The sequence below is a fragment of the Flavobacterium melibiosi genome (genome assembly GCF_048158545.1).
In the GTDB taxonomy this organism is placed as follows: Bacteria; Bacteroidota; Bacteroidia; order Flavobacteriales; family Flavobacteriaceae; genus Flavobacterium; species Flavobacterium melibiosi.
The window spans coordinates 127506-141842 of record NZ_JBLNKU010000003.1 but is presented as its reverse complement, the minus strand read 5'-3'; the positions used below and the strand labels follow the sequence as shown (position 1 = coordinate 141842).

Genomic DNA, 14337 nt, shown 5'->3' with positions numbered 1-14337 from the left:
TGCTTTATTTTTGTAAAACAGCCAAAATTAATGAAATACAATCACAACACTGAAATTTCAGTTTTAATAATCACATTAAACGAGGAAAAACAAATGAAAGCACTTTTAGCTGATTTGGGTTTTGCTGACGAAATTATTGTTGTAGATTCATTCAGTGCAGATAATACTGAGGCGATTTGTAAATCATTTGAAAATGTAAAATTTATTCAAAACAAGTTTGAAAATTATTCGGATCAAAGAAACTTTGCTATTTTACAAGCAAAAAATGATTGGGTTTTATTTCTGGATGCAGATGAAAGATTAACTCCTGAATTGAAAAATGAAATTCTAGTTACTGTAAAAAATAACGAGACATACGCTGCTTTTCTATTTCCAAGAACTTTTATGTTTGAAAACAAAGTATTGCATTTCAGCGGAAATCAAAATGATAAAATATTTAGACTTTTCCATAAAAAGTATGCTGAATATATCTCAGACAGACTGATTCACGAAAAATTAAAAGTAGATGGGAAAATTGGCATCCTTAAAAACAAACTCATTCACTACTCGTATGCGAACTATGATTCCTATAAATCAAAAATAATACGCTACGGTAAATTTAAAGCTCAGGAAAAGTTTATAAGGAAACAAAAATCATCCGATTTACTTCACCTTTTTCATCCGATTTATAATTTTTTATACAATTACCTAATCCGTTTGGGTTTTCTTGATGGAAAAAAGGGAGTGCTCATTTGCTATCTAAATGCGTATTGCATTCACATTAGATATCAAGAACTAAAACAACTTTGGAACAAGAGAAAAAAACTATCTCCAAAATAATAGTTTCTTTTTCCGTGCTATTTTTCTATGAAATTTCAGCTGAAAATCGTTCGTATAAAACCACATTTTGTCAAAAACGGCATCGTATTTCTTATTATAAAGTCTTGCATACTCCTCGCTCATTACAGCAATCATTTCGATTTTGGGCGTAAGCCTGTGAAAATTTTTCATACGGGAATCAAAATCCATATCGTCATGAAAATTCATTCGGTTTAAATCCACCAGGAAAAATTCATACTGATCTTGGGATCCTTTTTTAATCAAAGTATTTCCTGGTGAGTGATCCAGAAATTCGATTCCTTTTTGATGTAAATCAAAAGTAAACTTAGTAAACTGTCTCAATATATTTTCATGATCAGGATAATCAGGGTTTTGCACTAATTCTCTAAAAGTCAGTTCCGCCTGAAGATGTTCACTGCAATAAAAACTTTTTTCTAATCCTAATAATGTAAAATTTTCAGCGTAAGCTAAAGGTTGTGGCGTTCCTATGCCATTTTCAAGCAATTTATTCGCATACTCAAAAGAGCGTTTGGCTTTCGATTTTCTGAAATATTTATAAGCAACCTGATTAATAACGTTAGGTATTTTAAACGATTTAATGTTAACCGTTTTACCCTCCAGATCAAACAGTTTAATCGTATTTCTTTGACTATCACCAAAAAGAACACCACTTGAATCGAAATCTTCAATCATTGTCAACAAATTCGACTTATTTTTCAGGAAATTGGGGTGGATATTTATTTGCATCAATACATTATAAGTGTAAACAAAAGTAGCTATTGCTTTTTATTTATCCAATTTAAGGTTTACTTTTACTTCATTACAATGCTATTTATGTCAAAAACTATATTTTTAGAAACGCATAACCTTAAGAATAAGGCAACTGGATTAGGAACTTTTAATTATGAGCTAATTAAAGGGCTGTACCAATTAGATTTTAATGATTTGAAATTAACATTAAATGCTAAAAACCCAGAAATTCTTGAAGCCGAATTTGGTAACAAATTCAGCTATAACAAGTACAACAATTTATCGCGTCATAGTATTTTCAGAACTCGGAAAAAACATGATCTATGGCATTCCGTAAATCAGAATACAAAAGTAGAACCATTCCGCGTCAATAAGTATTTACTCACAATCCATGATGTGAATTTTGTGGAGGAAATTTCATCTGACATGAATCATAAAGCAAACAAACTCTTTCTTGCAAAATTAGAAAAAGCTACAGCGATTACTTACATCTCAGAATTTGCAAAAAAACAAACGCATCAACATTTTAATGTACCCAATGTTCCTGAATATGTAATTTACAATGGAAATCCTATTACGACCATTTTAGACACTTCTGAATTTATTTCTGAAATCCCTTTAGACAAGCCTTTTTTATACTCTATTGGTGATTTTTTAGAACGAAAAAATTTCTTGTCTATAGTAAAAATGATGATTCACATTCCTGATTTCAATTTAATCATATCAGGAAATAATAATAAGCCCTATGGAATTGAAATATCAAAATTCATTACTGAAAATAATTTGCAAAATCGCGTTTTTCTAACCGGGAAAGTGGATGATATCGCTAAACATTTTTATTTATCAAAATGTTATGCTTTTCTTTTTCCTTCAATTCGTGAAGGTTTTGGATTACCACCCATAGAAGCCATGCATTTTGGAAAACCCGTATTCTTATCCAATAAAACCTCCTTACCGGAAATAGGCGGAGAACATTCTTATTATTGGGATAATTTTGACCCTGAATACATGAAAACCATACTATTTGAAGGTTTAAATCATTTCTATAACAATCAAAACGAAATGGAATTACTTATGAAAGAAAGAGCCGCAAGTTTCAATTGGAAAGTTGCAGCGGCTGACTATTTGAAAGTGTATGAGAAATGTCTTTTTTAAAAATATTTTTCAAAAGTTACTTTCTTGTTTAGTTTGAAAATTTTGAGATGTTTAAACCACTGACCAAAGTTTTTCTTCATCAAAAATGATTTTGAAACTTTCATATCCTCTATTTTATCAAAATAGGCTCTAATTTCAACTGGATCTTTTGTAGGAATGTAACCCAATTCTTTCCATTGTGTTGGTTCTAAATAAAAAACATCCTTGATTTCTTTGTAATTATCCTTGTTGGCTCTCTTCCACTTATCCAAAAAAGTAGGATTTACGTCTTCACGATGACCCCAGTTTTTTAGTTTGTATTCCAATTCATCGACAGACCTGGATAATGATTCGTGAAGAGTTAAAGAATCTACATAAACGATTCGTTCTCTGCTTTGACGAGCCAATTTATAGTTTGGATAATTTGTTGCCAGCAATACTTTACACGTATTTTTTACATACAAAACTCCGTCATCCAAATATTTATAGATATCAATATGGTAACCAGAAATTTGTATCGGATGATTTTGTGGACTATCTAAATATCTGTCGAATTTTCGAAGTGATTTTACATATTTTTTGAAATCTAAAAAATATTCATCACTATCTACCTGAACAAGCCAATTTCCTATTCCCATTTTTAAAGAAAGTAAATGTCGTTCTCGGGTATCCATTTGAATTCCTGTAAGATTTGGAACATAGAAATTATCTCTATAAATTTCAATTTTATTGTCGGTATCAAAAGTTGCTAACCAATCGAAAAAAGAAGAATCAATTTCAAATTTATTACCGGACCAAGTCTTTAAATTTTCATCTATTGCTATAAAAATTCTGTCTGCTTCTTTGTAAACTGGAGGAATCGACAACTTTAATTTATCATAATCGTATGACAATAAAAAACCTACGTGAATTTTTTTCATAAACTATTTTCTAGAAATCTCAATAATAAATTTTAATTTAATTTATTATTTGAAATCTTTGTAAACTTAATATTAAATTTTTGTTTAAAAAAACAAATGCAAATTCCAAAAGAACTAATCCTAAAAAAGACATACTAATAGAAATATAAAGAATAAAATTAATTAGGATATAAAACCTCAAATGAAGTAATTTTACAAGCTATAAGCTACAATAATAAATCGTTAAGATATTTGAATATTATTACTAATAAAAAAATATGGAAAATATATCAGAAGAAGTTCACAAAGCCTACGAAGTCATAAAAGAAGGCGGAATCATCCTATATCCTACTGACACCGTCTGGGGAATAGGCTGTGACGCCACAAATGCTGAGGCTGTTGCTAAAATATACAAACTCAAGCAAAGAGCCGAAACCCAAAGCATGATTGTTTTGATGAATGGTGAAAAAATGATGTACAATGTTTTCAAAGACATTCCAGAAGTAGCCTGGCAAATCATTGATTTATCCGAAAAACCAACTACCCTGATACTGGACAAACCCAGAAATGTAGCTCCCAATATAATCTCTTCAGATAATTCACTGGGAATCCGTGTTGTGAAAGAACCTTTTTGCTTTAAATTAATGGAAAAGATGAAAAAACCATTGGTTTCGACATCTGCAAATATCTCAGGACAACCCACCCCTATTGCCTTCAAAGATATTAGTCCGGAAATTATAAAAGGTGTGGACTATGTTGTAAATTTGCACCGTGAAAAAATTGGCGGAAAACCGTCAACAATTATAAAATTGACGAATGATTCACAGGTAAAAGTGATTCGAAAATAGATTGCAGTATTCAGTTTTAAGTTTAGCAACTTTAGACTTTAGACTTTAAACATTTTAAAAATGAGCATTAAAACTTCATATAAAGAAGCATTAAATAATAAAATTTTCGAAGTCATTTCTCAAGCTTCCCAAGAACTTAACATTGAAAGTTATGTTATTGGTGGTTTCGTGAGAGATTTACTTTTAAATAGAGACTTTAAAAAAGATATTGATATTGTTGCTGTTGGCAGCGGAATCGAATTGGCTTTGAAAGTTTCGCAATTACTTCCAAAAAAGCCAAAAGTGCAGGTTTTCAAAACTTACGGAACGGCAATGTTGCGTTTTGAAGATACTGAAATTGAATTTGTAGGTGCTAGAAAGGAATCCTATCATTTTGAGAGCCGCAATCCTGTTGTAGAGAACGGAACGCTTGAAGATGACCAAAATCGTCGTGACTTTACCATAAATGCGTTGGCATTATCATTAAACACGACTAATTTTGGAGAACTTTCAGATCCTTTTAACGGATTGGAAGATTTAAAAAATAAAATAATTAGAACACCTCTGGATCCAGATATTACTTTTTCTGATGATCCGTTGCGCATGTTGAGAGGCATTCGTTTTGCAAACCAATTGGGGTTTGAAATCGAAGGAAATTCGTTAAACTCCATTACCAAAAATGTCGAACGAATTAAGATAATTTCGGGGGAACGTATCGTTGACGAATTGAATAAAATCCTTTCGACAGATAAACCTTCTGTTGGTTTTTTACTATTGTTCAAAACAGGACTTTTGGATATTATCCTTCCCGAATTGACGGCATTAAATCAAGTTGAAGAAATAGAAGGCCATACGCATAAAAATAATTTCTATCACACGCTGGAAGTTGTCGACAATATTTGTCCGCATACAGATGATGTTTGGTTGCGCTGGTCGGCATTATTGCACGATATTGGAAAAGCACCAACGAAACGCTTTAATAAAAAACAAGGCTGGACGTTTCATGGACATGAATTTCTTGGTGGAAAAATGGCAAAGAAAATATTCGAACGCTTACACATGCCTTTAAATCACAAAATGAAATTTGTGCAGAAAATGGTCATGATGAGTTCGCGTCCCATTGTTTTATCACAAGACACAGTTACGGATTCAGCGGTGCGCCGTTTGGTTTTTGACGCTGGAGAAGATGTTGAGAATTTAATGACGTTGTGCGAAGCGGACATCACTACCAAAAACCCAAATAAATTCAAAAAATACCACAATAATTTTGAAATCGTCCGCAAGAAAATTGTGGAAGTCGAAGAGCGCGATCAGGTACGTAATTTTCAACCACCAATATCAGGTGAAGAAATTATGGAAAAATTCAACTTAAAGCCTTCAAAAGAAATTGGAATGCTGAAAGAAGCAATAAAAGAAGCTATTTTAGAAGGAGAAATTCCAAATGAATATGAAGCTGCTTTTCAATTTATGCTAAAAAGAGCAGCAAAAATTGGATTAAAGATTAACGCTTGTTGAATTAACATTTAAAATATCTTTGCAAAAATTAATTTCATACGATGAAAAAGGAGAATAATTACGTTATTATTTGGTTGTTATCAGGATGCTTATTATTGTTTATGATGGTTGTAGTGGGAGGAATTACCCGATTGACCAATTCCGGTTTATCAATGACCGATTGGCACTTAGTAACCGATACTTTTCCGCCTTTAACAGAAGAAAAATGGTCACACGCTTTTGAAGAATATAAAAAATTTCCGGAGTATCAAAAAATAAACATCCACAATGATTTTACGTTAAGTGATTACAAATTCATTTATTTCTGGGAATGGTTCCATCGTTTTATTGGGAGAATAATTGGTCTTGCGTTTATCGTTCCATTTGTGTATTTCTTGTTCAAGAAACGTCTTTCGACAGAAACCATAAAAAAATGTGTTGTTCTACTATTCATGGGCGGTTTTCAAGGATTCCTAGGCTGGTTTATGGTACGTAGCGGATTAATCGATAATCCAGACGTAAGTCATTTTAGATTAGCATTACACTTAACATTTGCTTTTATCACGTTTGCTTATACACTTTGGGTGGCTTTAGACTTACTGTATCCAAACAAATCATCTGTCATAGTTCCATTGCGAAAATTAGCACGCGTTGCATTAGTATTTCTAGTCTTACAAATTATCTACGGCGGGTTTGTTGCCGGTTTAAATGCGGGTTTAATTCACAATCACTGGCCTTTAATGAGTGACGGGCAATTCATTCACGACAGTGTTTTCATAGAAAAAAGCACCTTATTTTTGAATCTAATCGAAGGAAAAAGCGGCGTTCAGTTTGTACACCGAACCATGGCATATGTTGTAGTTGGATTAATTCTTGCACTTTATTTCACTAGTAAAAAATACACTCTTTCCTCGTTACAGAAAAAAGGAATCAACATCTTGGTATTAATCGTATTTTTGCAATTCACATTAGGTGTCTTTACTTTGCTTTACAGTGTTCCACTTTGGTTGGGATTATTACATCAAATAATGGCTTTCTTTTTACTGACGGCAATGACATTCACTTTACATCGATTATCAAAATAAAAGTATAACAACTATTACACCTGACTATATTGTCGCATTTCTTTGTTCATAAACATAAATGTCTAAACTTGCCGCTCAAGATAAATTTTTAGATTTATCAGATTATGGAAGACCATTTGGAAAATTTCTTGCCAATAAATTAAAAAATACTCGGTTCACGCCTATTCATGTCACCTTACTTTTTGGTGTTTCGGGCTTGATTGCTATTTACTGTATTCTGCAAGGAAGTTACTATTTAGCCAGTTTTTTTATCATTCTAAAATCAATGATTGATGCTGCCGATGGCGAACTGGCACGATTAAAAAACACGCCTTCTTATACCGGAAGATACTTAGACAGCGTATTTGATATCATCTTGAACTTTCTGTTTTTAATGACCATTTGTTATGTTTCAAAAACATCATTTTGGTTTACTATTTTGGCTTTTATTGGTATTCAATTACAAGGAACTTTATACAATTATTACTATGTAATTTTAAGAAATAAATCAGTTGGCGGAGACACAACCAGTAAAATATTTGAATATAAATCTCCGAAAGCTTTGCCCGGAGAAACCCAAAAATCAGTTGATATTTTATTCCGGATTTATACCATTGTCTACGGTACTTTTGATAAAATAATTCACACACTTGACAAAGAAGCTTACAAAGTAAAAACGTTCCCAAACTGGTTTATGACCGTACTTTCTATCTACGGTTTGGGTTTTCAACTATTGATAATTGCGGTAATGTTACCTATGGATTTAATAGAATATATCATTCCATTTTTTATAATTTACACCGCACTAATTTTTGTCATAATTGGCATCCGAAAAGTATTTTTCAAGGTTTAAATTCACCATAGATATAATCTATATCTAAAGCACAAACAACACGTTATCAATTTTTTAAAAATTAATACCTTTAGTTATAATTTAACATAAATATCATTTGTATTCAGTAACGTATTACAAAACACAAACGCACAATTTATTAGAATTATACAATAATCCCCCAGAATTGTATAACATTTTTACAATTTAAAATTCCCAAATTTGTAAAGAACAAATAGTAATTTAAAACTTAGATATTATGCCGAATTCAAAAGAGATTGAAGGAAACTGGAATGAGTTAAAAGGAAAACTTAAACAAAAATTTGCCGATTTAACAGATGACGATTTGCTGTATGACGAAGGTAAGGAAGATGAAATGTGGGGTAAATTACAACAAAAATTAGGCAAGACACAAAAAGAAATTAAATCATTATTTGATTAATTCTTAAACCTAAACTTACTTAAACTGTTTCAATTGCTAGAGTCAAAATCTTTTTTTTTAGATTTTTTGAACATGCATTTGAAACAGTTTTTTTTATAACCTAAAACTACCCAATCCAATTCTTAAAATCAGAAACTTTTTCCCTGCTTACAATCACTTCATCTTCTTTATAAGAAGGTAAAATCACCTTTAAACGGGAGTTACTATAGACTACAATTTCTTTAATTGCTTTAAGAGGAACTATGAATTTTCGACTTACTCGATAGAAATCTTTTGGATCTAATTCTTGTTCCAAAAGCTCTAAAGTCGTTTCAATCAAATAATTTCTATTGTCGAAAGTATGAAGATACGTTCCTTTATTTTCACTAAAAAAACATTCGATTTCATCGGTAGCAATCACTTTTAAGTGTTGCCCTATTTTTACGGTAAAACGTTTTTTATGATTCTTCTCAAACGGATTAGAGAGCATTTTTTTAATCTGCTCAAAATCCAATTGCAAGGTTTCTTGTTTTGGCAAACGCGCTTTAAATTTAGAAACAGCAATTTCCAAATCATCTTCGTCAATGGGTTTCAAAAGATAGTCGATACTATTCAATTTAAAAGCCCGTAAAGCATATTCATCATAAGCCGTTGTGAAAATCACCGCACTCTTAATCTCAACTTTTTCAAATATTTCAAATGACAATCCATCCGACAATTGAATATCAAGAAAGATCAAATCCGGATGTTCATTTTTGGAAAACCAATCAATGGCTTCCTCCACGGAATGTAACATGACTCCTACTGTCAGATTTAGTTTTTCAAGTTTCCGCTGCAGCAAACGTGCTGCAGGCTTTTCGTCTTCTATTATTATTGTTGTCATGTAATATTGAATCGTTTATTAGGTTATTTGGTTAACTGAAAATAAAATTAGTACTGAACACTTACTTTTATTCCCATTTTTCACTTTTCTCTTTCTCCATAAATTCCTTGATTTTTTTCTCTTCCCAATTCTTTCCAAAAATCCAATTAGGCATAAAGGTAGAAAGCGCATGAGATGTTAATCCGATTCCCCAAAAGAATGCCGTGGTGAAATTCCGCCATTGCCAGTAGCTTTCGCCAACATCTAAATCTTTAATATTTAGCACCACTATCATTAAATTAACTACTATATAAACAATTAAATGGGTGTAAAATCCTTTTATTTTTTTTACACGTGCGATCGCTTCCTTATACTGTAACTCTGCTATTGCATCTGTTTTCATGATATTAGCGGTTTTGACTTTTATCTTTTTCCATCAACTCATTAATCTTTTTTTGTTCCCAGTTTGTTCCCAGAAAAGGCATGTAATTGAAGACCTTCATACCATGAAAAACCAATCCGATTCCCCACCAAAATAGCGGCCAAAAAAACCATAAATATTGAGGTGATGTGGTCAAGTTAATGATTGCCAAAGAAATTATTACGATACAATAAGCCGTTAGGTTCCTATAAAATCCCTTTATTTTATCGACCTGTGCTTTCGCTTGAAAATATTTTTCTGATTCGTTATTACTAATTTTCATAATTTATTTATTTTGAATGATTTTAGGATTTAATTCCATTTACTGTTTTGATTGTCCTTTTTTAAAATTTCATTAATCTTGCGTTCTTCCCATGATTTCCCATAACCAAAAATTTCCATCGCATGCAAAGTAAGTCCCATTCCCCAACCCAATAATGGAAACCAAAACCATTGAAATTTAGAGCCATAACTCAAATTGATAAATATCAAAAATGGGATTACAAAACAATATGAAATTAAATTCCCGTAGAATCCTTTCAATTTTTTTACGTATTCTGTTGCTCTCAAATAAGCCCCAGTTTCGTCGTATCTATTTTGTGCTTCCATAACCGTAATTTGTTTCGTTAAAATGGGGATTTTGACCGTAAATGTTTTTTCGTTTTGAATAATCAAGACTTTTCTAGTAGTAATGATTCCGTATCTGTTGACGATATTTTGCAAACCTACACCTTGCCGATCCTGCAAGACTTCTTTCTTTTGATAATCGTTTTGAACAGCCAGATAATCACCCTCAACATAAATCCGAATGTGCAACGGTCTTTGTTCACTAACTACATTATGTTTCACTGTGTTCTCTAATAAAAGTTGTAAAGAAAGCGGAACTACTTTGGCATCTGGATTTATAGCTGTCGTTGGTAATTCATAAAATAAACTGTTCTCAAAACGCATTTTCAATAAATTCATATAGGTTTTGGCGAAAGCCAATTCTTCTTCAACCGAAACCAACTCTTTATCTTTTTGTTCCAATACATAACGATAAATCTTGGATAACGAGGTTGTAAATCGTTGCGCATTATCTGGATTTTCTTCGATCAAAGAACTTAACACATTCAAACTATTAAAAAGAAAATGAGGATCTATTTGATTTTTTAAACTTTCAAACTTCGCCGAAGCGGTTCCTGCAATGATTTTTTGTTCTTTGACTTTATTTTCATTGTAAGCTTTGTAAAAATGTAAAGCATGAACTCCTAACAATACGATAAAAGCAATAATTGAAGATTCAATATAATTTGAAGGAGTTTCATTTGCTAAAAAATCTGTCATTGATTTTTTTTCTACGATAACTTTCAAAAAGATACGAAGCAAAAAAATTACAAATAAGGAAATAAAGAAAGAACTGACAAACCCAATAATTATTCGTTTTGTAGAATACATATTATCTTTAAATGTTTTGTCCAAAAACATAAACAACGCTGCATTAACAAGGTATAATGTAACACTATAAATCATACAGTATAAAAAATACGTATATAACTTAGGACTAATAGCCTCATTTCCAAATGTAATGAATTCAATTAGAAAGGACACTAAAAAAATCACAACCCCTATAAACAAAGCTTTAAGCAAATGTGGTTTTATATACATCATTCTCTTTTTTCAATAGTTACTATTCTCTATTTTGTTTCTTAAAAACGAATAATTAGAAACAATCAATAAATTTATTTACAGTTTTTCAATGCTGCTGTAGCTCTTTCTAAACCCCATTTTGGAGAGAAAGGCGTTTCAGGTTTAAAAGTAGCAAAAAGTCCAATAGCTTTTTCAATTTGTACACACATTGGTTTAGTGTCCGTTCCCCAAAATTTAGCGCCACCAATTTCAAATTCTGCTTTACCAAAAACAACTCTTGGGTTTTCCGGAGCAATTGCCTGTGCTTTTCCGTACAATTCCATAACCGTTCCGGATAATTTTTGTCCGTTTGTCATTGGGTCAAAAGCAATCCAAGCGGTATGAATCATCGCTTGCATAATCAACAATTCGGCATTATTTGGATTTTTATCCATTTCTATATCCAATGATTTTTGTGCTTTCGAAAGTAATAAATTCATTTGATCTTTATCTTTTGTTCTAAAAGCAGTCGTGGTATTCACTAATGCAACATAATAATTTGGCAACCAACTTGTTTTTTCAGCACCAGCAATTCTTTCGAATAAATCAGAAGCTTCCGTGTTTTTTCCTTCGCCCCAAAGTTGGAATGCTTTTCCCATTCCTTGCTGGAATTGCCCTTGAGCCGATAATAAACTACAGATAAAAAATGCGAGTGTGGTGATAATTTTAGTCATGATTTCTTGTTTTAAAATGGTTGTTTTTTGATGATTGAAACGTTGTGTTATTTATACTTCAAAAGTATCTCGGTTTTTATTGGTTTAAAATTTATAGATACTGAACTGTAGAATTTGATGGATGAATTGTTATTGGAATTAAATTTCGAATAGTGTCATTGCTATTCTTATTGTTATTGTCATTGTTATTGTTATTGTCATTTATAAATTCTTCAACTGATTGTCTTTTTTATCATTGCTGATCGTCCAAAAGAATCCTACAAAGAAAAAACGATCAGCCGTGGGAACGATTTCCTTTCTGTTGTAAAAGCCTGCATTATCTGGATTGTTGGCGTATTCGTATCCAAATACATTTTGACTTCCTAAAACATTAGAAACCGAGAAATATAAAATCTTTTGCTGTGACACTAAATACGCCCAGTTGAAACTCAAACTGTTGTACGATTTCGTTTTTCCATTCATGAATTTTGTTTCATTTGGGTTGTTGTATGGTCGTCCCGAACTGTATAAATTCGTAAAACCAATTTGTGATTTCCAGTCGTTTATCCAGTATTTAGTAACAATTGACAAACTGTGATCCGCAACAAAACTAGGTGTCACTTGGGAACTGAAATTTTTATAATTTCTCTCTGTGTCGATGTACGAATAAGAAACCCAATATTCTAAGTTTTTGATTGATTTTCCGTCTCTCCAAAATAAATCCAAGCCTTTCGCATAACCAGAACCCGTATTATCATAAATCGAATTATAAACGGCTCTTTCTGTGTCGAATTTCACTAAATTGCTATAATCTTTAAAATAGGTTTCAGCACGGAACGTTTTTCCATTTTTATTGTATTGAAAATTCAAAATGTAATGTGACGCTTTTTCGCTTTCAAACTGATGGTTGTTAGAGTATTTAATGTATTCCGCATTTGGAGTTTGGGTAAAATCGCCATAAGCAAATGAAAACTGACTATTTTTAGCCATTTTATACGCAAATGAAATTCGGGGTGAAATAGCAGTTTCGTTCAGAAAATCGTTATTCGAAGCTCTTACTCCTACTTTGGCAGCCCACTTTTTAGAGAAGAAAATATCAGCTTCCGTATAAACAGCTGCAATGTTCGCATCGTACCCATTGGTGAAAACCGAACCTGAATTTTCCTTGAAATCTTCATTGAATTGGGTAACAAAATAGTCGGCTCCAAAGGATAATTTCAATCGGTCAGAAAAATTTTTTTTCAATTTTAATTTCAAATGAGCCGTATTTTCATCATTGGCCACTTTATCTAAATCCAAATTTATTTTGTTGTTGCTATAACCATAACTCAACCCGGAAGTAATTTGCCAGTTGTTCCCAAAAACGCCTTTGTAAGACGAATTCAAATAGAAATTATTATTGTTTAAATCGACTCTGATTTTCTCTGGCGAATTGATATTTTCCTGATTAATATCAAATTTTGAAGAGTCAAAAGCAGCGTATACTTTCAAAATTCCATTATTGAAATTATAGCGATACACCGTTTCTCCAGACAACGATTGAAAAGGACTGTTCCAATCTGCATTTTGTGGAATCAATGTCTGATACGGCGCTAAATTCATGTAATTCGCATTGACGCTCAACGAACTTTTTGTCCATTTTTGGGTATTTCCAATTCCTAAACCTACTGTCATGAGTGCTATTTCAGTTTTATTTTGGTCTGGATCATCTTGAGTATTCAACAATAAAACACTGGATAACGCTTCGCCATATTCCGCTGAATATCCGCCAGTAGAAAATGACATTCCACTAAATAAAAAGGGTGAAAATCTGCCGCGTGTAGGTAAATTATTTGTGGTTGCACCATACGGTTGCGCCACCCGAATCCCATCTACAAAAGTTTGTGTTTCATTGGCCTCGCCACCACGAACAAACAATCGCCCGTCCTCGCCTACCGTTTGTGTTCCTGGCAACGTTTGCAAAGCCGCAATAATATTTCCCGCAGAACCCGCTGTAGTTACGATGTCTAATGGTTTCAAAACCGAAACTCTTGCTTTATCGCCCGCTTCTAATGTTCCTGCTGTAATCACAACTGCATCGAGCGACGTCACACTTTCTCTTAATTTGATGGTTTTATTTTGGAAATTAGCCACATCAATTACTGTTTTTGAAGTTTCATAAATCAGGAAACTCACTACCAAAGTTTGATTTCCAGTTGTTGTGGTCGTAAAACTAAAATCACCCGTTTCAGTACTGGAAGCGCCATCATAAGTTCCTTTAATAAAAATATTAGCACCTGAAACCGGTTTTCCTTTCTCATCTACCACTTTTCCCGAAATTGTATTTTGTGAAAAAATAGTCAAGCTGAATAATAAAACAGCAAAAGTGAAAATCGAGGTAAGCCTTCTGTTCGAATGATTTGATGGTTTCATGATATTTGATTTTGATACAGCAAATATCTATTGGAAAAATCAGAATCAAAAAAAGTTAGTACTGAACTGTTGAAATTACAG

The 14337-nt window shown here is 32.3% G+C and carries 15 protein-coding genes; 7 read left to right on the top strand and 8 right to left on the bottom strand.

Annotation, left to right across the window (positions count from 1 at the left end):
* The first annotated feature begins 30 nt into the window (after nucleotides 1-30).
* Nucleotides 31-819, top strand: a complete 789-nt coding sequence (locus ACM55F_RS04610) for a glycosyltransferase family 2 protein (RefSeq protein ID WP_416852548.1) — start codon at nucleotides 31-33, stop codon at nucleotides 817-819.
* On the opposite strand, the gene ACM55F_RS04605 is transcribed toward ACM55F_RS04610, so the two are convergent.
* Complete coding sequence (locus ACM55F_RS04605; protein WP_416852547.1) at nucleotides 805-1512, bottom strand: lipopolysaccharide kinase InaA family protein; 708 nt, start codon at nucleotides 1510-1512, stop codon at nucleotides 805-807. The genes ACM55F_RS04610 and ACM55F_RS04605 overlap by 15 nt on opposite strands.
* 141 nt (nucleotides 1513-1653) lie before the next feature.
* Here ACM55F_RS04605 and ACM55F_RS04600 point away from each other — a divergent pair, with 141 nt between their 5' ends.
* Nucleotides 1654-2724, top strand: a complete 1071-nt coding sequence (locus tag ACM55F_RS04600; RefSeq protein ID WP_416852546.1) for a glycosyltransferase family 4 protein — start codon at nucleotides 1654-1656, stop codon at nucleotides 2722-2724.
* On the opposite strand, the gene ACM55F_RS04595 is transcribed toward ACM55F_RS04600, so the two are convergent.
* On the bottom strand, nucleotides 2721-3623 hold the full coding sequence (locus ACM55F_RS04595; RefSeq protein ID WP_416852545.1) for a hypothetical protein: 903 nt from the start codon (nucleotides 3621-3623) through the stop codon (nucleotides 2721-2723). The genes ACM55F_RS04600 and ACM55F_RS04595 overlap by 4 nt on opposite strands.
* Nucleotides 3624-3880: 257 nt before the next feature.
* Here ACM55F_RS04595 and ACM55F_RS04590 point away from each other — a divergent pair, with 257 nt between their 5' ends.
* The 5 genes from ACM55F_RS04590 to ACM55F_RS04570 all read left to right on the top strand — a co-directional run bounded on the left by ACM55F_RS04590 (nucleotide 3881) and on the right by ACM55F_RS04570 (nucleotide 8261).
* Nucleotides 3881-4450 (top strand): L-threonylcarbamoyladenylate synthase, encoded by a 570-nt coding sequence (locus ACM55F_RS04590; RefSeq protein ID WP_416852543.1) that lies wholly within the window; start codon nucleotides 3881-3883, stop codon nucleotides 4448-4450.
* A 60-nt stretch (nucleotides 4451-4510) separates the two neighbouring features.
* Nucleotides 4511-5944 carry a CCA tRNA nucleotidyltransferase gene (locus ACM55F_RS04585; RefSeq protein WP_416852542.1) on the top strand — a complete coding sequence of 478 codons (1434 nt, stop codon included), beginning with the start codon at nucleotides 4511-4513 and terminating at the stop codon, nucleotides 5942-5944.
* 41 nt (nucleotides 5945-5985) lie between these two features.
* Entirely contained in the window at nucleotides 5986-7008 is a 1023-nt protein-coding gene (locus tag ACM55F_RS04580; protein ID WP_416852541.1) for a COX15/CtaA family protein, read from the top strand.
* Between the two features lie 58 nt (nucleotides 7009-7066).
* Complete coding sequence (locus tag ACM55F_RS04575) at nucleotides 7067-7840, top strand: CDP-alcohol phosphatidyltransferase family protein (protein ID WP_416852540.1); 774 nt, start codon at nucleotides 7067-7069, stop codon at nucleotides 7838-7840.
* Between the two features lie 238 nt (nucleotides 7841-8078).
* Nucleotides 8079-8261: a CsbD family protein gene (locus ACM55F_RS04570; protein ID WP_302137346.1), complete on the top strand. Its 183-nt coding sequence runs from the start codon at nucleotides 8079-8081 to the stop codon at nucleotides 8259-8261.
* Between the two features lie 106 nt (nucleotides 8262-8367).
* On the opposite strand, the gene ACM55F_RS04565 is transcribed toward ACM55F_RS04570, so the two are convergent.
* From ACM55F_RS04565 to ACM55F_RS04540, 6 genes are all read right to left on the bottom strand, one after another.
* On the bottom strand, nucleotides 8368-9123 hold the full coding sequence (locus ACM55F_RS04565) for a LytR/AlgR family response regulator transcription factor (protein WP_416852539.1): 756 nt from the start codon (nucleotides 9121-9123) through the stop codon (nucleotides 8368-8370).
* A gap of 67 nt (nucleotides 9124-9190) precedes the next feature.
* On the bottom strand, nucleotides 9191-9505 hold the full coding sequence (locus ACM55F_RS04560; protein WP_416852537.1) for a 2TM domain-containing protein: 315 nt from the start codon (nucleotides 9503-9505) through the stop codon (nucleotides 9191-9193).
* A 4-nt stretch (nucleotides 9506-9509) separates the two neighbouring features.
* Nucleotides 9510-9806 carry a 2TM domain-containing protein gene (locus ACM55F_RS04555; RefSeq protein WP_416852536.1) on the bottom strand — a complete coding sequence of 99 codons (297 nt, stop codon included), beginning with the start codon at nucleotides 9804-9806 and terminating at the stop codon, nucleotides 9510-9512.
* Between the two features lie 29 nt (nucleotides 9807-9835).
* The gene (locus ACM55F_RS04550) at nucleotides 9836-11170 is read right to left on the bottom strand and encodes a histidine kinase (protein ID WP_416852799.1); all 1335 of its coding nucleotides are present in this window, start codon (nucleotides 11168-11170) and stop codon (nucleotides 9836-9838) included.
* A 74-nt stretch (nucleotides 11171-11244) separates the two neighbouring features.
* A complete protein-coding gene (locus ACM55F_RS04545; protein WP_416852535.1) occupies nucleotides 11245-11865 on the bottom strand; it encodes a hypothetical protein in 621 nt (206 codons plus the stop codon).
* A gap of 201 nt (nucleotides 11866-12066) precedes the next feature.
* A complete protein-coding gene (locus tag ACM55F_RS04540) occupies nucleotides 12067-14256 on the bottom strand; it encodes a TonB-dependent receptor (RefSeq protein ID WP_416852534.1) in 2190 nt (729 codons plus the stop codon).
* Nucleotides 14257-14337 lie beyond the last annotated feature (81 nt).

Excerpts from the sequence above, each read along its gene's own strand:
- ACM55F_RS04540 (WP_416852534.1), bottom strand. The coding sequence starts at position 14,256 with ATGAAACCATCAAATCATTCGAACAGAAGGCTTACCTCGATTTTCACT.
- ACM55F_RS04565 (WP_416852539.1), bottom strand. The coding sequence starts at position 9,123 with ATGACAACAATAATAATAGAAGACGAAAAGCCTGCAGCACGTTTGCTG.
- ACM55F_RS04570 (WP_302137346.1), top strand. The coding sequence starts at position 8,079 with ATGCCGAATTCAAAAGAGATTGAAGGAAACTGGAATGAGTTAAAAGGA.
- ACM55F_RS04580 (WP_416852541.1), top strand. The coding sequence starts at position 5,986 with ATGAAAAAGGAGAATAATTACGTTATTATTTGGTTGTTATCAGGATGC.
- ACM55F_RS04555 (WP_416852536.1), bottom strand. The coding sequence starts at position 9,806 with ATGAAAATTAGTAATAACGAATCAGAAAAATATTTTCAAGCGAAAGCA.
- ACM55F_RS04595 (WP_416852545.1), bottom strand. The coding sequence starts at position 3,623 with ATGAAAAAAATTCACGTAGGTTTTTTATTGTCATACGATTATGATAAA.
- ACM55F_RS04585 (WP_416852542.1), top strand. The coding sequence starts at position 4,511 with ATGAGCATTAAAACTTCATATAAAGAAGCATTAAATAATAAAATTTTC.
- ACM55F_RS04550 (WP_416852799.1), bottom strand. The coding sequence starts at position 11,170 with ATGTATATAAAACCACATTTGCTTAAAGCTTTGTTTATAGGGGTTGTG.
- ACM55F_RS04575 (WP_416852540.1), top strand. The coding sequence starts at position 7,067 with ATGTCTAAACTTGCCGCTCAAGATAAATTTTTAGATTTATCAGATTAT.
- ACM55F_RS04545 (WP_416852535.1), bottom strand. The coding sequence starts at position 11,865 with ATGACTAAAATTATCACCACACTCGCATTTTTTATCTGTAGTTTATTA.
- ACM55F_RS04605 (WP_416852547.1), bottom strand. The coding sequence starts at position 1,512 with ATGATTGAAGATTTCGATTCAAGTGGTGTTCTTTTTGGTGATAGTCAA.
- ACM55F_RS04560 (WP_416852537.1), bottom strand. The coding sequence starts at position 9,505 with ATGAAAACAGATGCAATAGCAGAGTTACAGTATAAGGAAGCGATCGCA.
- ACM55F_RS04600 (WP_416852546.1), top strand. The coding sequence starts at position 1,654 with ATGTCAAAAACTATATTTTTAGAAACGCATAACCTTAAGAATAAGGCA.
- ACM55F_RS04610 (WP_416852548.1), top strand. The coding sequence starts at position 31 with ATGAAATACAATCACAACACTGAAATTTCAGTTTTAATAATCACATTA.
- ACM55F_RS04590 (WP_416852543.1), top strand. The coding sequence starts at position 3,881 with ATGGAAAATATATCAGAAGAAGTTCACAAAGCCTACGAAGTCATAAAA.